19 protein-coding genes are annotated in these 18,325 nt (G+C 70.0%); 5 read left to right on the top strand and 14 right to left on the bottom strand.

Annotated elements, in window-relative coordinates; all coding sequences use genetic code 11:
• Position 1: 1 nt before the first annotated feature.
• Genes rsmD through D9V41_RS14605 form a run of 3 tightly spaced genes read right to left on the bottom strand, consistent with a single transcriptional unit; the run spans position 2 to position 4,316 of the window.
• On the bottom strand, positions 2-553 hold the full coding sequence (rsmD, locus tag D9V41_RS14615) for a 16S rRNA (guanine(966)-N(2))-methyltransferase RsmD (protein WP_121795317.1): 552 nt from the start codon (positions 551-553) through the stop codon (positions 2-4).
• Complete coding sequence (gene recG / locus D9V41_RS14610) at positions 550-2,724, bottom strand: ATP-dependent DNA helicase RecG (RefSeq protein WP_121795316.1); 2,175 nt, start codon at positions 2,722-2,724, stop codon at positions 550-552. The genes rsmD and recG overlap by 4 nt, the downstream gene beginning before the upstream one ends.
• Positions 2,724-4,316: a DAK2 domain-containing protein gene (locus tag D9V41_RS14605; RefSeq protein ID WP_121795347.1), complete on the bottom strand. Its 1,593-nt coding sequence runs from the start codon at positions 4,314-4,316 to the stop codon at positions 2,724-2,726. The genes recG and D9V41_RS14605 overlap by 1 nt, the downstream gene beginning before the upstream one ends.
• Before the next feature lie 130 nt (positions 4,317-4,446).
• Here D9V41_RS14605 and rpmB point away from each other — a divergent pair, with 130 nt between their 5' ends.
• Both rpmB and D9V41_RS14595 read left to right on the top strand, forming a co-directional pair.
• Entirely contained in the window at positions 4,447-4,632 is a 186-nt protein-coding gene (rpmB, locus tag D9V41_RS14600; RefSeq protein ID WP_087624033.1) for a 50S ribosomal protein L28, read from the top strand.
• A 66-nt stretch (positions 4,633-4,698) separates the two neighbouring features.
• Positions 4,699-6,120, top strand: coding sequence for an amidase (locus D9V41_RS14595; RefSeq protein WP_121795315.1), 1,422 nt, complete (start codon positions 4,699-4,701; stop codon positions 6,118-6,120).
• A gap of 1 nt (position 6,121) precedes the next feature.
• Here the strand turns inward: D9V41_RS14595 and D9V41_RS14590 are convergent, their stop codons facing one another.
• Genes D9V41_RS14590 through D9V41_RS14570 form a run of 5 tightly spaced genes read right to left on the bottom strand, consistent with a single transcriptional unit; the run spans position 6,122 to position 10,262 of the window.
• Positions 6,122-6,748, bottom strand: a complete 627-nt coding sequence (locus tag D9V41_RS14590; protein ID WP_121795314.1) for an alpha-ketoglutarate-dependent dioxygenase AlkB — start codon at positions 6,746-6,748, stop codon at positions 6,122-6,124.
• 32 nt (positions 6,749-6,780) lie between these two features.
• The gene (locus D9V41_RS14585) at positions 6,781-7,071 is read right to left on the bottom strand and encodes a hypothetical protein (RefSeq protein ID WP_121795313.1); all 291 of its coding nucleotides are present in this window, start codon (positions 7,069-7,071) and stop codon (positions 6,781-6,783) included.
• Positions 7,068-8,486: a wax ester/triacylglycerol synthase family O-acyltransferase gene (locus D9V41_RS14580; protein WP_121795312.1), complete on the bottom strand. Its 1,419-nt coding sequence runs from the start codon at positions 8,484-8,486 to the stop codon at positions 7,068-7,070. The genes D9V41_RS14585 and D9V41_RS14580 overlap by 4 nt, the downstream gene beginning before the upstream one ends.
• A 1-nt stretch (position 8,487) precedes the next feature.
• The gene (locus tag D9V41_RS14575) at positions 8,488-9,630 is read right to left on the bottom strand and encodes a CpaE/TadZ family protein (protein WP_121795311.1); all 1,143 of its coding nucleotides are present in this window, start codon (positions 9,628-9,630) and stop codon (positions 8,488-8,490) included.
• Positions 9,627-10,262 (bottom strand): hypothetical protein, encoded by a 636-nt coding sequence (locus tag D9V41_RS14570; protein ID WP_133434206.1) that lies wholly within the window; start codon positions 10,260-10,262, stop codon positions 9,627-9,629. Before D9V41_RS14570 ends, D9V41_RS14575 begins: the two co-directional genes overlap by 4 nt.
• A gap of 91 nt (positions 10,263-10,353) precedes the next feature.
• Here D9V41_RS14570 and D9V41_RS14565 point away from each other — a divergent pair, with 91 nt between their 5' ends.
• Positions 10,354-10,596, top strand: a complete 243-nt coding sequence (locus tag D9V41_RS14565; protein WP_121795309.1) for a helix-turn-helix domain-containing protein — start codon at positions 10,354-10,356, stop codon at positions 10,594-10,596.
• Here D9V41_RS14565 and D9V41_RS14560 read toward each other — a convergent pair.
• A complete protein-coding gene (locus tag D9V41_RS14560) occupies positions 10,550-11,041 on the bottom strand; it encodes a hypothetical protein (protein WP_121795308.1) in 492 nt (163 codons plus the stop codon). The two genes, D9V41_RS14565 and D9V41_RS14560, sit on opposite strands and share 47 nt — an antisense overlap.
• A 98-nt stretch (positions 11,042-11,139) precedes the next feature.
• Between D9V41_RS14560 and D9V41_RS14555 the strand changes: the two genes are divergently transcribed.
• On the top strand, positions 11,140-11,694 hold the full coding sequence (locus D9V41_RS14555; RefSeq protein ID WP_121795307.1) for a LysM peptidoglycan-binding domain-containing protein: 555 nt from the start codon (positions 11,140-11,142) through the stop codon (positions 11,692-11,694).
• Positions 11,694-12,149 carry an Rv3235 family protein gene (locus D9V41_RS14550; RefSeq protein WP_121795306.1) on the top strand — a complete coding sequence of 152 codons (456 nt, stop codon included), beginning with the start codon at positions 11,694-11,696 and terminating at the stop codon, positions 12,147-12,149. Before D9V41_RS14555 ends, D9V41_RS14550 begins: the two co-directional genes overlap by 1 nt.
• Before the next feature lie 3 nt (positions 12,150-12,152).
• Here the strand turns inward: D9V41_RS14550 and secA are convergent, their stop codons facing one another.
• From secA to D9V41_RS14525, 5 genes are all read right to left on the bottom strand, one after another.
• Positions 12,153-14,915 carry a preprotein translocase subunit SecA gene (secA, locus tag D9V41_RS14545; protein ID WP_121795305.1) on the bottom strand — a complete coding sequence of 921 codons (2,763 nt, stop codon included), beginning with the start codon at positions 14,913-14,915 and terminating at the stop codon, positions 12,153-12,155.
• A 20-nt stretch (positions 14,916-14,935) separates the two neighbouring features.
• Positions 14,936-16,153, bottom strand: coding sequence for a winged helix-turn-helix domain-containing protein (locus D9V41_RS14540; protein ID WP_121795304.1), 1,218 nt, complete (start codon positions 16,151-16,153; stop codon positions 14,936-14,938).
• A 3-nt stretch (positions 16,154-16,156) separates the two neighbouring features.
• Entirely contained in the window at positions 16,157-16,819 is a 663-nt protein-coding gene (locus D9V41_RS14535; protein WP_243697287.1) for a response regulator, read from the bottom strand.
• A 92-nt stretch (positions 16,820-16,911) separates the two neighbouring features.
• The gene (gene hpf / locus D9V41_RS14530; protein WP_121795303.1) at positions 16,912-17,544 is read right to left on the bottom strand and encodes a ribosome hibernation-promoting factor, HPF/YfiA family; all 633 of its coding nucleotides are present in this window, start codon (positions 17,542-17,544) and stop codon (positions 16,912-16,914) included.
• A gap of 46 nt (positions 17,545-17,590) precedes the next feature.
• Positions 17,591-18,283, bottom strand: coding sequence for a ComF family protein (locus tag D9V41_RS14525; protein ID WP_121795302.1), 693 nt, complete (start codon positions 18,281-18,283; stop codon positions 17,591-17,593).
• Between the last annotated feature and the right edge of the window lie 42 nt (positions 18,284-18,325).

The following is an 18,325-nucleotide window of genomic DNA, read 5'->3' as shown; positions in this document are numbered from 1 at the left end:
GTCAGCGACCGTACCAAAGGTGAGTCTCGCCATAGGCCTTGTCCCGCAGGGCGTCCACGCCGTCGGGCCAGGACCACGGGTCGCGCGATGAACGCTCGACGACCAGGAGCGAGTCGTCGGTGCGCCAGTCGCCGATCGTGAGCCGAGCCACCAGCTTCTGGAGGGCGGACGTCTCCAGCGCGTAGGGCGGGTCGAGGAAGACGAGGTGATAGGGCTCGGCGGGAGCAGCGGCCAGGAACCGTTCGGCGGTCGTGCGGTGCAGCCGGGCGTCGTGGGCGCCCAATTCACGGATGTTGCGGCTCACGACGCCCGCGGCTTTGCCGTTGGACTCCACGAGATCGGCGTGCTCCGCTCCCCGCGAGAGCGACTCCAGTGCCAAGGCGCCCGAACCGGCGAACAGGTCGAGGACGCGCACCCCGTTCCAACCGCCCAACTCCGACGCGATGGAGGCGAACAGCGCCTCGCGGACCCGGTCGGTGGTGGGGCGGGTGGTGGCGCCGCTCAAGGTGGCGAGCCGCCGACCGCCCCAGCTGCCGGCGATGATGCGGGTCATGTGCGCTCCAAGTACTCGGCCTGCTGGGTGGCTTCGAGGCGCAGTACGGCTTCCCGCAGCGCGGGCAGCGAGTCCAGATTCGGGTCGTCGGCGACGACCTGATTGGCGACCTCGCGCGCCTCGGCGATGACCTTGTCATGGGCGACGACCGAGAGAAGCTTGAGGCTCGACCGGTGACCGGATTGCCGCGCGCCGAGGACGTCGCCCTCCCGCCGCAGTTCGATGTCGAATTCTGCGATCCGGAACCCGTCCGTCGTGGACGCGACGGCGTCGAGCCGCTCGCGGGCGAGGGTGTCGCCCACGACGCCGGTGACCAGGAGGCAGAGCCCCGGATGGCCGCCGCGGCCCACCCGGCCGCGCAGCTGATGCAGCTGGGACAGGCCGAAACGGTCGGCGTCCAGCACCACCATCATCGTGGCGTTGGCGACGTCGACGCCGACCTCGATGACCGTGGTGGCGACGAGGACGTCGAGATCACCGCCGGCGAACGCCGCCATCGCCGCGTCCTTCTCGTCCGTGGGCATGCGCCCGTGCAGCATCCCGAGTCGCAGACCGTGCAGCGGGCCTTCGCGCAGCATCTCGACGACATCGAGCAGTGCCACGGGTCGCGGCTGGTTCGACTCCTGCGCCTCGGTGTCCCTCTTCGCGTCGTCGTCATCGCCGCCGATCCGAGTGGTGACGATGTAGACCTGCCGGCCCTGGTCGACCTCCTCGCGTACCCGCTCCCAGGCCCGCTCGAGCCAGCCTGGGTGCTCGGCCACCGGGACCACGGTCGTCTGGATCTGCTGCCGGCCGGCGGGAAGCTCCTGAAGGGTCGAGGTCTCCAGATCACCGAAGACGGTCATCGCGACGGTGCGGGGTATCGGCGTGGCCGTCATGACGAGGACGTGCGGAGCGACCGCTGCGCGGTCGACGAGCGCCGCGCGCTGCTCGACGCCGAAGCGGTGCTGCTCGTCGACGACGACCAGCCCGAGATCGGCGAACTCGACCGTCTCCTGCAACAGCGCGTGGGTGCCCACGACGATGCCCGCCTCGCCCGAGACGATGTCGAGCAACGCCTCTTTGCGGGCCTTGGCGCCCATCGATCCGGTGAGCAGCCGCACGCGTGTGGCGCCCTCGGCGCCGCCGAGCATGCCGCCCTTGGCGAGATCGCCGAGCTGCGTGGTGATGCTGCGATAGTGCTGCGCCGCGAGTACCTCGGTGGGAGCGAGCAGCGCCGCCTGACCGCCGTTCTCGACGACCCGGAGCATCGCGAGGAGGGCGACGACCGTCTTGCCCGAACCGACTTCACCCTGCAGGAGCCGGTGCATCGGGTGGGACTGCTCGAGGTCGCGGCTGATCGCGTGGAAGACCAGCTGCTGTCCGTGGGTCAGCTCGAACGGCAGCCGGTCGACGAAGCGGTCGACGAGACCGCCGGGCACCCGTGGCCGAGCGACCGCTGGCTCGTCGTCGAAGGCACGCCGCCGCCGCGCGAAGATCGACTGGAGGACGAACGCCTCGTCGAAACGCAGCCGCTGCTGGGCGTTCCACCACTGGCTCCGGCTCGTGGGCTGATGGATATGACGGAGCGCCGTGTCGAGGTCCGGCCAGCCGCGCGCGTCGCGCACCTCGACCGGGAGCGGGTCCTCAGGCGCGTCGAGCACGGCGAGGACGGTCGCGACGGCGTTCTCCAGTTCCCACGACGCGATCGACGACGTGGCCGAGTACACCGGGATGATGCCGCGCGCGTATCCACTGCCGGCGTCGGTGAGCGAGCCGCCGTCGGGGAGCTTCTTCATGACCGGATGGGTCAGCTGCGGCTGGCCGCGGTACTCCCCCACGACGCCGGCGAACAGCTGGAGCGAGTCGGGCTTGACCGACTTGACCAGCCAGCTCTGGTTGAAGAACGTGGCGGTGAGGGTGGTGCGACCGTCGGTGAAGCGCACCTGCGTGCGCGTCTTGCGCGGGTTAGACCGCAACGAGAAGTTCTTGACCTCGACCACGCGCGCGGCGAACGTGACGTACTGACCGGGCTCGAGGTCGGCGAGCGACTCCGACTGCTCCAGGTCGATGTAACGCCGCGGGTAGTGCGTCAGCAGGTCGCCGACCGTCTCCATGCCGAAGGCCTTGTGGAGCTTGGTGGCGGAGTCCTTGCCCACCACCGGACCGAGTTTGCTGTCGAGTCTGACCATCACTCCACCGCGAGGAACAACGTGTACTTCTCCTGACCGCCGTCGTGCACCACGACGTCGACGTGCGGCTGTTCGAGGGCGAGCCAGCGGCAGAGGTCGTCGGCGAGTCCCGCCGGACATTCCGCCCCCGTCACCAACGTGACCATCTCGGCTCCCCCGGCGTCGAGGCGAGCCAGGATCTCCCGTGCGACCTGGGCCTGGTCGTCGCCGATGACCGCGAAATCGCCGTTGACGACACCGAGCACGTCGCCGCGTTCACACGGCCCGGCCATGGTGATGCCGGATTCGGTCGCGACGGTGAGCGCCCCGTGCTTGGCGTGAGCCGCGGCCGCGGACATCGCGACGACGTCGTCGTCGAAGGTGCGGCCGGGGTCGTGGACGGCGAGGGCAGCGAGCGCCTGAACCTGTGCCTGGGTGGGCAGGACCGCCACCCGGACGCCGTCGTCGCGGAGCTGCTTGGCGGCGGCCTCGAAGGGACGCACGTGACCGAACCGGTTGGGCAGCACGATCACCTCCTCGGCGTCCACGCTACGCAGCGCCGCCGACATCTCCTCGATGGTCAGTGGATGTCCGGCAGAGAACTCGACGGCGACCGCACCGCTGTCACGCGTGAGGTCGGCCAGTCCCGTTCCGGTGACCGCGCTGACGACGACTCGCTGCGTCCCCGGGCGGTGCGCTCCGCGACGGTGCGCCGCGAAATGCGTGACCTGAATGCGATACGGCCGTCCTGCGGCGATGCCGGCCTCGATCGCCGCTCCGACGTCATCGACATGGACGTGGACGTTCCACAGGCCGTCGCCGCCGATGACGACGAGCGAATCGCCGAGCGGCGCGAGAGCCTTCCGAAGCCCCGGCACCGCCTCGTCGGCAGCGTCCAGCAGGTACATGACTTCATACCCGGGGCCGTCCTCGACGAGGTCGGTACCCGGTTCGGCCAGCGGTACCGGGACGTGGGACGGGGCGGGCGGCGGGATGCGGCCGGTCAGCGCCTGCGCCGTGGCGTCGAGCAGGACGACCAGGGCGCGCCCGCCGGCGTCGACGACACCGGCGCGGGCCAGCCGCTCCATCTGACTCGGCGTGCGAGCCAGGGCGACGCGCGCGGCGTCCGCGGCCGCCTCGAAGACGTAACGGGCGGAACGTCCCTCCATCGCCGCCGCCCGGGCACCCTCGGTCGCGGCGGCCGCCACCGTCAGGATCGTGCCCTCTTGCGGATCCTGGACCGCCGCGTACGCCGCGGCGGTCGCCGCTCCCAGCGCCTCCACGACGTCCTCGGGACCGATGACCTCGCAGCGGCGCAGCACGCGGAGGCACCCGCGCAGCAGTTCGGCCAGGATGACACCGGAGTTGCCTTGTGCGCCGGTCAGGACTCCGACGACGAAGGCGCGGACGAGCGCCTCGGTACCCTCCTCGTCGGCAGCCGCGTCCACGGCTTGGTACCCCGACTGAACCGTGAGGTAGGCGTTGGTCCCGGTGTCGCTGTCCGGCACCGGGAAGACGTTCATCGCGTCGATCTCGGCACGCGCGGCTGCCAGCGCCTGCGCGCAGCCACGCGCCCAGTCGCGGAACCGGGACGCCTCGATCGTCAGGGGCATGGGCATGAGGTTAGCGGGCGATTCGCGTCCGGCGCGCATCGTCGGCTATCCTAGAGAGGTTGTCCGTCGGCGTAGGTCGACGAGGCACCCCGATTCGAGTACAACAACGTGATTGTCAGGAGTGGTCGCTGTGGCAGCGGTCTGTGATGTGTGCGGTAAGGGACCCGGCTTCGGCCACAACGTCTCCCACTCGCACCGACGCACGAAGCGTCGTTTCGACCCCAACATCCAGCGCGTGCGCGCCGTGGTCGACGGCACCCCCACGCGTCTGAACGCCTGCACCGGGTGCATCAAGGCGGGTAAGGTCACCCGCTGACGCATCGGTGAGACACGAACGGCGATCCCGCTCCGGGATCGCCGTTCGTGCTTTACGCTCGGCCTCATGTCACCGCGCGTCCACGCTTTCACGACCGACGACGTTCTCGGCGATCTCGACGCGGTCGGGCTCGCCGCCGCCATCGCCGCCGGAGACGTCAGCCCCCGCGAGGCGGCCGAAGCGGCACTGGCCCGCGCCGAGCGCGTCGCTTTGGCGCTGAACCCGATTGCCTTCGATGACGGGGAGCGCGCGCTCAAGCGCGCCGTCGACGCGCCCTGGTCCCCCACCGCGCCCTTCGCCGGAGTGCCGACGTACATCAAGAACAACACCGCGTTCGCCGGCATCCCCACCCGACACGGGTCCCACGCCACCCCACGACGAGCCTCCGTGGAGAGCGAACCTTTCACCGAACAGTTCTGCGCGACCGGCGTGAACGTCCTCGGCGCCAGCACCCTCCCCGCGTTCGGCTTGACCGCCACCACCGAGTTCGCCGACGACGAGCCGACGCGCAACCCCTGGAATCCGGAGTACTCCAGCGGCGCGTCCTCGGGCGGTTCGGCGGTCCTGGTCGCCGCCGGCGCCGTCCCACTCGCGCACGCGAACGACGGCGGCGGCTCCATCCGGATCCCCGCCGCCGCGTGCGGGCTCGTCGGCCTCAAGCCGACGCGCGGCCGTCTGGTCACCTCCGAGATGGGCAAAGGGATGCCGGTCGACCTCGTCGCGAACGGGGTGGTGACCCGTTCCGTCCGCGACACCGCCCATTTCCTCGCCGCCGCCGAGCGTTTCCGCCCCACCACGCAGCTGCCGTTCATGGGACTGGTCGAGGGGCCGTCACAGCGGCGGCTCCGCATCGGCCTCATCGACACTCCCATCACCGGAAACGCCCTCGACGCCGATACCGCCCGAGCGGTGCACGAGACGGTCGAGCTGCTGACGGATCTCGGTCACGATGTCGTCCCCGTTCCCATGCCGGTCACCAAGGCCTTCATCGGCCATTTCACGCACTACTGGAGCCTGCTCGCCTTCGCGATCCAGCGCAATGGCCGCAAGATGTTCGGCACCGCGTTCGACCCGACCCTCCTCGATCCGTTCACGCGCGGTCTGGCCGGGCAGTTCCTGCGCGGTGCCTGGCGTACACCCGGCGCGATCGCCGCGCTCGCGAACAGCAAGAAGCGCTATCACCGCGCGTTCACCGACGGGATCGACGTCGTCTGTTCCCCCACCCTCGCGCACACGACACCCAAGATCGGCTACCTCGATCCCGCCGGCGACTTCAAGGAGATCTTCGACCGGCTGGTGCGCTACGTCTCCTTCACACCGCTCAACAACGCCGCCGGTGGTCCGGCGATCAGCCTGCCGCTCGCCCAGAGCAGCGAGGGCCTCCCGATCGGCATCCACTTCTCGGCCGACCACGGTGATGAGCGCACCCTGCTCGAACTGGCTTACGAACTCGAAGCGGCCGAGCCGTTCGCCCGGATCCAGGACTGAATCACAGCACACCCCGTGGGCGGAACTGGACGCTGATGCGCGGACCGGCGGGCTTGGCGGTCTTGAGGATCGCGTGCTCCCACGTGCGCTGGCACGAGCCGCCCATGACGATGAGGTCGCCGTGGCCGAGGGTGTAACCGATCTGCTCCCCGCCTCCGGCCGGTCGCAGGCTCAGCTTGCGATGCTCGCCCAGCGAGAGGATGGCGACCATCGTGTCCTCGCTGCGGCCACGGCCGATGCGGTCGCCGTGCCACGCCACGGAGTCCCGGCCGTCGCGGTAGTAGCACAAGCCGGCGGTGACGAAGGGCTCACCGAGTTCCTCGGCGTAGTGATCATTGAGAGCATCGCGACACCGCTCGAGTGCCGGATCGGGCAACGGGTCGTGAGCACCGTAGTGGCAGAGCAGACGTGGGACGTCGACCACGCGCTCGTACATCTCGCGCCGCTCGGCCCGCCAGGGCACCTCGCTCTGCAACGTCTCGAACAGCGCGTCTGCACCCTGGAGCCAGCCGTATCGTAGATCGATCCAGGCGCCCCGGGAGAGCTCAACGCGCTCGACCTGCGCTCCGAGCGGGCCGACCTCGGCCCGGTCCGTTCCGCCGTCCAGCAGCGACCCCTGAAACCACATGCCGCCACGATACGACGGATCGAACAGATGTTCTAGTGACGCAGCTGGTCGAGGACCGCTTCCAGTTCGGACGGGGCGAACCACGCGAGATCGCCCGAGCCGTCGACGTCGGTGTGCAGGGCGACCACCTCGCGCAGGGTCACCGGCTGGTCCTCGTGGTCGATCTCGGCCACCACGACGACGGGTCCGTCCTCGGCGGCCGCCAGCATCGCCTCGTACTCGTGCTGCTCGTCCTCGGACTCCGCGAGCACCGCGGCCGCCTCCAGCTCGCCCGAGCGCAGAGCGTCGAGTCCGTCGGCGTCCGTGCCGATGTAGATCCTCATCGCTGCCCGCCCTTCTCCGGTCGTTGACGTCCCCGCGGTGCCCGGCGGCGAGGACTCGTGGCCTCGACGAGTTCCTCCACCGCCTCGTCGACGCACTGGGCGAGGACGTCGACGTCCGGCACCGCTTCGCGATCGGCGACGATACCGAAGTAGGCCCGTCCCTGATACGTCGTGATGCCGATCGCGATCGGCCGCCGTCCGGTCAGCGGGATCGCCGGATAGACCTCCGACAACTGCTGCCCGCCCATGAACACCGGTTCCTGAGGGCCGGGCACGTTGGTGACGACGAGCTGGTAGCCGCGCGAGGCCTCGTTCTCGGCCACGCGCGCTCCGACGGCGTGGAACGTGGACGTGGCGAAACCCGGGAGGTCGGCCAGCGTCTGCGCCGCGACCGCGTCCCCGGTCTCGCGATGCGCCTTGAGGGCGTACGACACCTGGTGCAAGCGCACCACGGCGTTGGTCTCCCCCACCGGCAGCGACAACAGGTGACCGCGCACCCGCGAGCCGAGCGAGGTAGGCAACGAGTCGTCCTCGGCACCCTTGAGCCGCACCGACATCGGCACCATCGCGCGAAAGCTCGTGGACGCGGAGACCGGCTCGGCCCGCGTCAGCAGCCAGCCGCGCAGAGCCCCGGCGATGGCGGCGAGAACCACGTCGTTGACCGTGCCGCCGTGCTCGTCGCGCACCCGCCGCAAATCGTCCAGCGAGGCCGACGCCGTTGCGAACCGGCGGTGCCGCGACAGCGGCGCATCGAGCGCGCCGATCCGCGACGGGTCGGGCCGCGGCATGGGGACGCGCGAGAGCAGGCGCTCGGCCCGGAAGGCGGCGTTGCTGACGATGGTCGCCGGATGAACGACCTGGTCGCGGACGGAGGCCAGCGCGAGGGCCACACCGTTCGGCGTGCTTCGCGGCGTCCACTCCTGATGGGGCAGGTCGCGGATGTCCGCGGAGTCCTCCAGGAGGACTTGAGCGAGGTCGACGGTGTGCGAGCCGTCGACCAGCGCCTGATGGGCCTTGAACAGCAGCGCCGTGAGGCCGCCTTCCAGCCCCTCGATGAGGTACAGCTCCCACAGCGCGCGGTCGTGATCGAGACGCCGGGCGATGAGTCGTCCGACCAGATCGTGAAGCGCCTCCATCGTGCCCGGACGTGGCAGCGTCGATCGCCGCACATGCAGCGAGACGTCGAAGTTCTCGTCGTCGACCCACACCGGCAGGCCGAGCGCTCCGGGAACCGGCCGCGGCACCTGGCGGTAGCGCGGGACGAGGTCGAGCCGCTCGGAGATCAGCTGCACGAGCGTGTCGTAGTCGAGCGGACGCTCACCGGGCTTGAGTAGCACGAGCGAGGCGATGTGACGGGGGGACTCAGGAGAGTCGCGCTGCAGGAACAACGCATCGAGCGGGCTGAGTCGTCGCATGTCACTTCCTGGTCGAGATGCTCGCGACCCTATCACCGAGGTCGCTCCACAGCTCCCGAGCCAGCCGGTCGATGCGTGCCACCCACGGCGAGGTGGGCACAGCCTCGCGGACCGGTATCCCGTGCACGACGGCGGCGTCGTGAGCCGCCGCGTCCGACGGCAGGAAGGCCCTCACCTGGTGACCGCTCACCTCACGCACCATGGCCGCGATCTCGCCGTCGCTCCAGCCGAGCGAGCTGCGCGCGTGATTGACGACGACCCACGGCGGAGCGGGCCACGGACCTGCGTCGTCGAGACTTCGCAGCAGCCGCGCGAGCCCGAGTGGTTCGGCGCGGCCGACGACCACCGTGGCGTCGGCACGCTCCAGCGCCGCGATCGTGGCTTGGTCCCGAGCCGGCCCGGCACCCACGGCGCCCTCCTTGCCGAAACCGGTGTCGAGCACGACGAGCTCGTGGGTGGCGGCGATACGGTCGAGCACAGCGTGAAGCGCCGCCGGACGGATCTGTGTCCACATCTCCGCTCGGGGCAGACCGGTGAGGACGTCGAACCCGGGAGCGACCGACGTGACCGCCGCGTCCACGTCGCCGGGACGCCCCGCGTTCGCGCTGCGACACGCCGCCGTCAACCCGCTGACCTCGTCGAGGAGCCCGAGCGCCTGGGCGACGGCTCCCCCGTGAGTGTCGGCGTCGACCAGGACCGTCCGGGCGTGTCGTGCGAAGGACGCTGCGAGCTCCACCGCGACGCTCGTGCGTCCGGGCGCGCCCGTCGGGCCCCAGACAGCCAGAACCGGCGAGGCGGTCCGCGGACTCGGCGCCGGTTCCGGCGAACGATGGAGCCCCTCGCGGGCCAGCTCGTCGAGGGCACCGGGGCGTACGGCAGCGACGATGCCGAGGTCCGGTTCGGGGCGACCGAGCCCGACGACGGCGACTCCGCCTTCCCGAAGCCGGCTGACGGCGTCGAGATCGAGGCCGCCGAGCTGCGGGTCCACGATGGCGACCTGAGCACGACCGGTGTCGCGCAAGGCGAGCAGATCGGCGGCGTCGACGCAGCGCCGGGCCAGCGCCAGGACCGGGGACCGCTCGATCTCCTCCAGGACCCCGGCCTCCCAGCCGGCACCCCCGGCGGCGACGGCGACGGCGATCACGAGCGGCGCACCACGGTGACGTGGCCGGCACCGATGGCGGCGACCGCGGTGCCCGAGGGCGGCTCTGCCCCGAGTCCGACGACGACGGTCGCGGCGCCGCCGGTGGGTGCCGGGTCGACGCCCTTCACCTGGACGTCGGCCAGCACTCGCTCGGCGGACTGGCCTGTCGCCCCCTCCTGGGGCCCGGGCCCCACCCACACGTCGACGCGCTCACCGCGGGCGAGATCGCCGGGCATGGCGCCCTCGCGTACCGCCATCGGCAACTCGTGGTCCGCGACGCCGTCGAACCCCCAGGCGCCGTCGGGGACGATCGCCCCTGCGTCGAGATCGTAAGCCCATACCGAACCGGGCTCGATCGAGGTGTCCGCACCGAGGACGGCTGCTGCAGCCGGGCCTTCGAGCCGGGCTCGGGTAGCGACAAGTTGATCCTCGCGCACCGGCTCCCCGGCCCGAACTCCCGACCTCACCGACCAGTAGAGCTCGTCGTCCGCGAGTCCCGCGACGAGCCACCCTCCGAGCGCCGTCGCCGCGAGAACGAGTGCGATGCCGAGCATGAACCGCGGTGAGCGCCACGGACCGGACCGCCACCGACGAGCCTTCCTCGCCGCCGTACCACCACCCCGAGTGCGCATGGGACAGTCCTAGCGGATCGGGACGGGATCGTCCAGATCCGCTATCCACACGGTGGACAACCCGTGCCCCTCGCCGTGCGAGAATGCCGACATGTCCTCGCAGCAGCGGTTCATGTCGATCCCGGACGTCGCCGAGGTCCTCAACGTCAGCGTCCGCCAGGTGCGGGCGCTCCTGACGTCCGGAGAGCTGCGCGGCATTCAGATCGGCGGCCGCGGGGTGTGGCGGATCGAGCATGACGAGCTGGAGCGGTTCATCGCCCGGCAGTACGAGCGGACCGCCGAGCAGCTCAACGCCGACGGCGCACGAGAGCGATCGCGGACCACGGAATCGTGACGTCCCGGCCCGAAGGCGTCCGCAGCACGACGGCATCGGCCGCCGCCGCGATCACCTCTCCCTCCACCTGCTGACCGTCGCGGCGCAGCACCCTGACCGGGTCGCCGTCGTCACGCGCCGCCCGGAACACGCCGCCCCAGCCCACCCGGCTTCTCCGCGCGGATCCGCGGCCGGCACCACTCACGGCCATCACGGCCGACCGGGCCACGAGGACGTCTTCGTGGCCGGTCTCGAGGTGGACGAACTCCTCGGCCACCCCGGCGACGGCGCCCTCGACGTCGCCCGCACCGTGCACCGAGACGAGCACGGCCCCGGCCAGGCCGTCCGCCCACGATCGTTCCGCGAGCAGTTCATCTCGCAAGTCGTCGGCCAGGACGTCCCGCTCGTCGCGCACGACGTCCTCGGCTGAGGCCTCGAGATCGTCGAAGAGCCGGTCCCATCGCATGGCGCCACGGTACCCAACCCCGAGCGTCGACGGTTGACAAGCGGACCCGAACGACATCAAATGGCATCAAACGACACCTTCTGCCCACGGGGGAACTCATGACATACCGGTCCATCGCCGTCGCCGTGCTCTCGACGGCCATCACGGCCACCGCGCTACCTCAGGTGCCGCGATGGCTTCGCCTAGCGGGCGAGGGCGACCTCGAGGCTGTGGTCAGCTACGGCGCCGCAACCGGCGCCACACTGCTCCTGGCGTGGTGCGCCGTGCTCTCGCTCCTCGCCCTCGTCGACGTGAGGCTCGTACGTCGCCTGGCTCCCCGGTGGGCACTGGCGCTACTCCTCGGCGGAGTCGCAGGCGGGCTCGTCGCCGGCCCGGCCTCGGGCTCGAGTGAGCTCGACGGGCTCCGGCTGCCGGAGCGGCCGCTGGGGGCCACCGCTGCCAGCACCGAGGCGTCGCCGGCGGTCCAGCATCGGGTCGTCGCCGGAGACTCGCTGTGGACGATCGCTTCGCGCCATCTTCCGCCCGGCCACGACGTCGCGGACGCGGCAGCGGCCACGACGGCGTGGTACGAACACAACCGCGACGTCATCGGCCCGAACCCGGACCACATCGTCCCCGGTCAGGTTCTGCTCGCGCCGGAGGCGAACCGATAATGCTCACCGCCACCGCTTTCGTGACCGATCCGCACCCGGAGCACCGCCACCTCGACGACCAGATCCCGCTCCCGTTTCCGCCGGCACCGCCGGTCCTGCCTGTCCCGGTGGAGCGCGACCACAGCGGCGACCTACGACACCGGTCGGCCCGCTTCGTCCAGGCCGTCGCCGAGGTCATTCACGGTCACCGGCCCGTGCGTCAACTCGGTCCGTGGATGACCGCCGACGTCTTCGAGCATCTCCAGGACCATCTCCACCGCCGCCGCGTGCGCGCCAGTCGACACCGCGCCCGGCTCGCGTCCGTGCACGTGTCGATGGTGCACGCCGGGGCTGCCGAGATCGCCGGACGCATGGTGCACGACGGCCGCTCCCACGCGATCGCCTTACGCCTCGAGCGCGACGACACCGCACCGCGCGGCCCCCTGTGGCGCTGCACGGCCCTCACCTGGGCCTAAGACTCAGCGGTTGCGCTTGCGCGACTGGCGCTGCTGCTTGGCCTTCTGCCTGGCCTTGGCCTTCTGCTTGTTCTGACGGGCGCGCTCGGCATCGTCGTCCTCGCCGACCGGCTGCACGGCATCGGTCTCGTCCTGGACGGGGGTGCCACCGCGACTGGCGATCGCCGAGCCGTCCTCGGACGGTGCCGAGTACTGCAGCTGCTTGGGCGGTGCGCTCTGGACGCCCAGCCCCTTGGCCTGGACCGCGAGCTGATCCTCGTCGGACTGCGGTGCCTGCACCTGGACCTCGACGTTGAACAGGTAACCGACCGACTCCTCGGCGATGCCGTCCATCATCGCGCTGAACAGGTCGTAGCCCTCGCGCTGGTACTCGATCAGCGGGTCGCGCTGGGAGTAGGCGCGCAGACCGATGCCCTCACGCAGGTAGTCCATCTCGTACAGGTGCTCGCGCCACTTGCGGTCGAGCACACTCAGCACGACGCGGCGCTCGAGCTCACGGACGACCTTCTCGCCCAGCTCGTCTTCACGCTTGTCGTAAGCGGCGAGGGCATCGGCGACGACGGTCTTCTTCAGCTCGTCGCGGTCGAGGTGGTCGACGCCACCGGCGCCCTCGACGACCTCGTCGACCGACAACGACACGGGATACAGCGTCTTCAGCGCCGTCCACAGCTGCTCGAGGTCCCACTCGGCGGGAGCACCGTCGGTGGCCCCGTCGACATAGGCGCCCGTGACGTCCTCGATCATCGTGCGAATCCACTGCTCGAGATCCTCGCCCTCGAGCACCCGCCGGCGCTCGGCGTAGACGACCTCGCGCTGGCGGCTCATGACGTCGTCGTACTTGAGGATGTTCTTGCGGGTCTCGAAGTTCTGCGACTCGACCTGGGCCTGTGCCGAAGCGATCGCTCCCGTGACGCGCTTGTTCTCGATCGGCACGTCGTCGGGGATCTTCATCGTCTGGAGGATCCAGTTGACCCAGTCGGCCTTGAACAGGCGCATGAGGTCGTCCTCGAGCGAGAGGTAGAACCGCGTGGCACCGGGGTCGCCCTGACGGCCGGACCGTCCGCGCAGCTGGTTGTCGATGCGGCGCGACTCGTGCCGCTCGGTACCGATGACGGCCAGGCCGCCGGCCTCGCGGACCGCTTCCTTCTCCTTCTCGACCTCGGCCTCGAAGTGCTTGACCATCTCGGGCCACTCGGCCTCGTACGCCTCGGAGTCCTCGAGCGGGTCGAGGCCCTTCTTGCGCAGCGCCTGGTCGGCCAGGAACTCGGGGTTGCCGCCGAGCATGATGTCGGTGCCTCGGCCGGCCATATTGGTGGCCACGGTGACCGCTCCGCGGTGACCGGCCTGGGCCACGACGGCGGCCTCGCTCTCGTGATGCTTGGCGTTGAGCACCCGGTGCGGGATGTTGCGCTGCTTGAGCAGCGCCGAGAGCCGCTCGCTCTTGGCGACGCTGGTCGTGCCGACCAGGACGGGTTGTCCGGCGGCGTACCGCTCGGCGATGTCGTCGGCGACCGCGTTGAACTTGGCGTCCTCCGTGCGGTACACGAGGTCCGGAAGATCCTCGCGCTGCACCGGCTTGTTGGTGCGGATCGGCACGACCCCGAGCCCGTAGATCTTGTCGAACTCCGCGGCCTCGGTCATCGCGGTACCCGTCATCCCCGCGAGCTTGTCGTAGAGGCGGAAGTAGTTCTGCAACGTGACGGTGGCGAGCGTCTGGTACTCCTCGCGGATCCGCACGCCCTCCTTCGCCTCGATCGCCTGGTGCAGGCCCTCGTTGTAACGGCGACCGGACAGCAGGCGGCCGGTGTGCTCGTCGACGATGAGGACCTCGCCGTCGATCACGACGTAGTCCTTGTCCCGCTTGAACAGTTCCTTGGCCTTGATGGCGTTGTTGAGGAAGCTGATGAGCGGCGTGTTGACGGCGTCGTAGAGGTTGTCGATGCCCAACTTGTCCTCGACGACGTCGATCGCCTTCTCCGTCACCGAGACGGTGCGCTTCTTCTCGTCGACCTCATAGTGTTCGTCGATCCGCATTCCGCTGACGATGCGGGCGAACTCGGCGTACCACTTGACCTCGTCCTCGGTGGGACCGGAGATGATGAGCGGCGTGCGCGCCTCGTCGATGAGGATGGAGTCGACCTCGTCGACGATCGCGAAGTGGTGTCCGCGCTGGACGCAGTTCTCCAGCGAGTCGGCCATGTTGTCGCGCAGGTAGTCGAAGCCGAATTCGTTGTTGGTGCCATACGTGATGTCGGCGGCGTAGGCGACCTTGCGCTCTGCGGGCGTCTGGCCGGCGACGACGACGCCGACAGACAAGCCGAGGTACTGGTACACGCGTCCCATCCACTCGGCCTGGTACTTGGCGAGGTAGTCGTTGACGGTGACCACGTGGACGCCCTTGCCGGTGAGCGCGTTGAGATACGACGGGAGGGTCGCGACGAGCGTCTTGCCCTCACCGGTCTTCATCTCGGCGATGTTGCCCAGATGCAGCGCCGCGCCACCCATGATCTGCACGTCGAAGTGCCGCTGGTTCAGCACGCGCGAAGCGGCCTCGCGGACGGTGGCGAACGCCTCGGGCAGCAGGTCATCCAGGCTCTCGCCGTCGGCGAGGCGCTCCTTGAACTCGGCGGTCATGCCACGGAGCTCGTCCTCGCTCATCTCGCGGAACTCGTCCTCGAGTGCGTTCACCTGCTTGGCGATCGCCTCCAGACGGCGGACGATCTTGCCTTCGCCGGCGCGGAGGATCTTGTCGATGATCTTGGGCACCTGCTCATCCTAGGGTGTCGTCACGCCACACCCAACGCCTCCGCCAGAGCCGGGGCCAAATCACCGCGGGTCGGTGGACGGACATCCGAAAGTCCGAGCCAGTCGGCGAGCAGCCGCAACTCCGCGCTCAGGTGCTCGGCGACATCGCCCGGCGCGTGCGGCTCGGCCCACGCCCCGACGACGACCAGCACGCCGCCCGCGCGGTCGGCCTTGAGGTCGACACGCGCCACGATCTGATCGCCGAGCAGGAAGGGCAAGACGTAGTAGCCGTACTCGCGCCTGGCTTCGGGGACGTAGATCTCGATGCGGTAGCGGAAGTCGAACAGCTGCTCCGCCCGGGTGCGTTCGAAGACCAGCGGATCGAAGGGACTCAGCAGGGCACGGGCCTCGATACGTCGCGGTTGACGTGCTTCGGCGTGCAGGTAGGCGGGGCGCTCCCAACCCGCGATACGCACCGGCCGCAGCACCCCGTCCTCGACGAGTTCGGCGACGGCGCGCCGGGTGGGAGCGGGGGCGGTGCGGAAGTAGTCGCGCAGGCAGGGCTCAGTGGCGATGCCCAAGGCGCGGGCGGCGTGATCCAGCAGGTGCCGGTGTGCCGCATCGACGTCGAGGGCGGGGCGAGCGAGCACCTCGGCCGGGATCACTCGCGCGGTGAGGTCGTACACCCGCTCGAACGCGCCGTTGCGTCGCGCCGCGGTGATCTCGCCGATGAAGAAGAGGTACTCCAGCGCCTTCTTCGTGGCCGACCAGTTCCAGCCCCAGTGGCTGCGGTCGCGCGTGACGTTCTCTCCGTGGAGAAGGGCGTCGGCATCGCGGGCCGTGATCGGGCCGTGGTCGCGGACGAGCTCGAGAACGGTCTCGACGAGCCCGGGATGGGCCTCGGCCACCTCGCGCATCGAGCCCCACATGCCGTGCCGCTCGATCATCCGGTGCTGCATCGCGGGCCAGAGGTCGATGTCGACGTACGTGGCGACGTGCGCCCAGTACTCGAACACGCGTCGCGGCGGTCGTTCGGCGGCGCGAGCCAGCAGCGCGGTGTCGTACGGGCCGCAACGCGAATACAGCGGCATGAAGTGAGCGCGCTGCAGCACGTTGACCGAGTCGATCTGGAAGAACCCCAGCCGTCGGACCGTGCGAGTCAGGTGGCCGAGGGTCACCGGGCCGGTCGGGCGAGGGGCGCCGAATCCCTGCGCGGCCAGCGCGATGCGCCGCGCCTGCGCGGTGGAGAAGGTGCGCACCGACTACGGGATGTCGTCGATGAGTTTGCTGCGGACGGCGAACATCGCCGCTTCCATCCGCGACTTCATCTGGAGCTTCTCCAAGATGTTGCGGATGTGGTTCTTGACCGTGTTCTCGCTGATGTACAGCTCCTGGGCGATGTCGCGGTTGCTCTTGCCGTGCGCCACGAGGCGCAGCACCTGAAGCTCGCGCTGCGTCAGCGTGGTGGCCGGAGCGGCGCCGCGCGACATCTGCACGAATTCGTCGAGCAGCTTGGTGGCCATGCTCGGGCTGATGAGCGACTGACCGGCCGCCACGAGACGTACCGCCTCCCCCACCTGGGCGTACGTGGAGCCGTCCTTAAGCAGATAACCGGAGGCGCCGGCCTTAATCGACTCGTAGAGGTCGACCTCCTCATCACTGGCTGTGAGCATGATGATGCCCGTCGAGGGAGCGATCTCCTTGATGGCCGCGCACGTCTCGACGCCGCCACGCCCGGGCATGCGGATGTCGAGCAGCACGACGTCGAACGGCTCCTCCGCGATGCGCTCGAGTGCGGCATCGCCGTCGTCGACGTCCTCGATCTCGAAGGCGGGGTCGGCACCCAGAACCATCGTCACACCGCGACGAAAGAGCTCTTGGTCGTCGACCAGCAGGAGCCGGACGGCATCGGATCGAGAAGTCACAGTCCGAATGATGCCACTAGTGACCCCCAAAAACCGAGGGTCCGCACAATGCGGACCCTCGGTTTCACCGACCTGCTCGGCGGACGCTCGCGTCACTCCTCGCGGACGTCGAGGTGAAGGACGCCGTAGTCGTAGCCCTTCCGCCGGTACACGACCGAGGGCTGCATCGAGTCCTTCTCCATGAAGAGGAAGAAGTCGTGGCCGACGAGTTCCATCTCGTACAGGGCCTGCTCCAAGGTCATCGGCGCCGTCGGGTGCGTCTTCTCGCGCACGACGAGCGGACCGTCACCGTCGACCTCGATCGGTCCGCTCGGCGAGGCCTCCTCCTGCGGGTGCTGACCGTCGAGTTCCTGCAGCAAGGAGTCAGGAACGGCCGAGGTGGCCTCGGCGAGCGAGGTGGGGCGCTGCTGCCCGCGGTGGATGCGCTGACGGTCCACGGCCTTGCGGACCTGGCGGACCAAACGGTCCAGCGCGAGGTCGAGCGCGGAGTGCTGGTCGACCGAGACCGCCTCGGCGCGCGCCACCGGCCCGCGCGAATGCACGGTCATCTCCACCCTGGCGGCGGTGGCAGGATCGCGGGGGTTCTTCTCGTGGCTGACGACCACGTCGACCCGGTTGATGCGCTGACGTGTGTCGAACTTCGCCACTCTCTGGAGCTTCTCAGCCACGAGTTCGCGGTAGCGGTCCGAGATCTCACTGTTGCGACCCTTGACGACGATTTCCATCAGAACCTCCTCGGTCGACGGACGACCCTTTCGCCCTGTTTCGACGTTAGCCCTCGCTCGCGCCGATCACCACCGCTGCACGGTGGTCGCCCGGAGGTGGGGTGGCGAGCGCTGCGACGCCGCCCTCGACGTTCCATCCGGCGACGGCGAGCGCGACCGCCACCGCCTGCATGGTCGCGCCCGTGGTGACGACATCGTCGACGATCACCACGGGGCGCAGCCCGGTCGCCCGACGGGCCGCGAACGCGCCCCGAGTGTTGCGTGACCGCTCGATCAGCCCGAGGCCGCGCTGATCTGCGGTCTGCCGACGGAGCCGGACGAGATGCGCGACGGAGGCGTCCATCCGCGCGTGGCGTCTCAGCAGCGCGGATGCATCCCGCGCGAGATCGTCGACCAGCCATGTCCCGCGTCGGCGCCGTGATCGCCGCGTCGCCGGCACGGGGACGAGGAGAGGCGACTCGACTCCCAGCTCCACCACGCAGGTGGCGACTGCGTGCGCCGCCCACTGCGCGGACGGCCGATGGCCCGCTCCCTTCCAGCGCCGGACGACCCGCTCGCCGACGCCGCGGTACTCCCCCGCCGCCACCACGGTCAGCCCGGCGCCGGCCACGGGCACACGCCGGGGCACCGGACGCAGCCGGTCGGCACACCTCCGGCAGATGCCGAGCCCGGGCCGTGCGCATCCGGGGCACTGGGCACCGATGACCAGGTCGGCGGCCGCGTCCAGCCAGCTGCGCATACCCGCATCGTCGGCCGGAAAGCGGCAGGACCGCCACCGGCC

This window comes from Aeromicrobium phragmitis (genome assembly GCF_003674095.1).
In the GTDB taxonomy this organism is placed as follows: domain Bacteria; phylum Actinomycetota; class Actinomycetes; order Propionibacteriales; family Nocardioidaceae; genus Aeromicrobium; species Aeromicrobium phragmitis.
The sequence above is the reverse complement of the archived record's forward strand: the minus strand, read 5'-3'. Positions and strand labels throughout refer to the sequence as shown.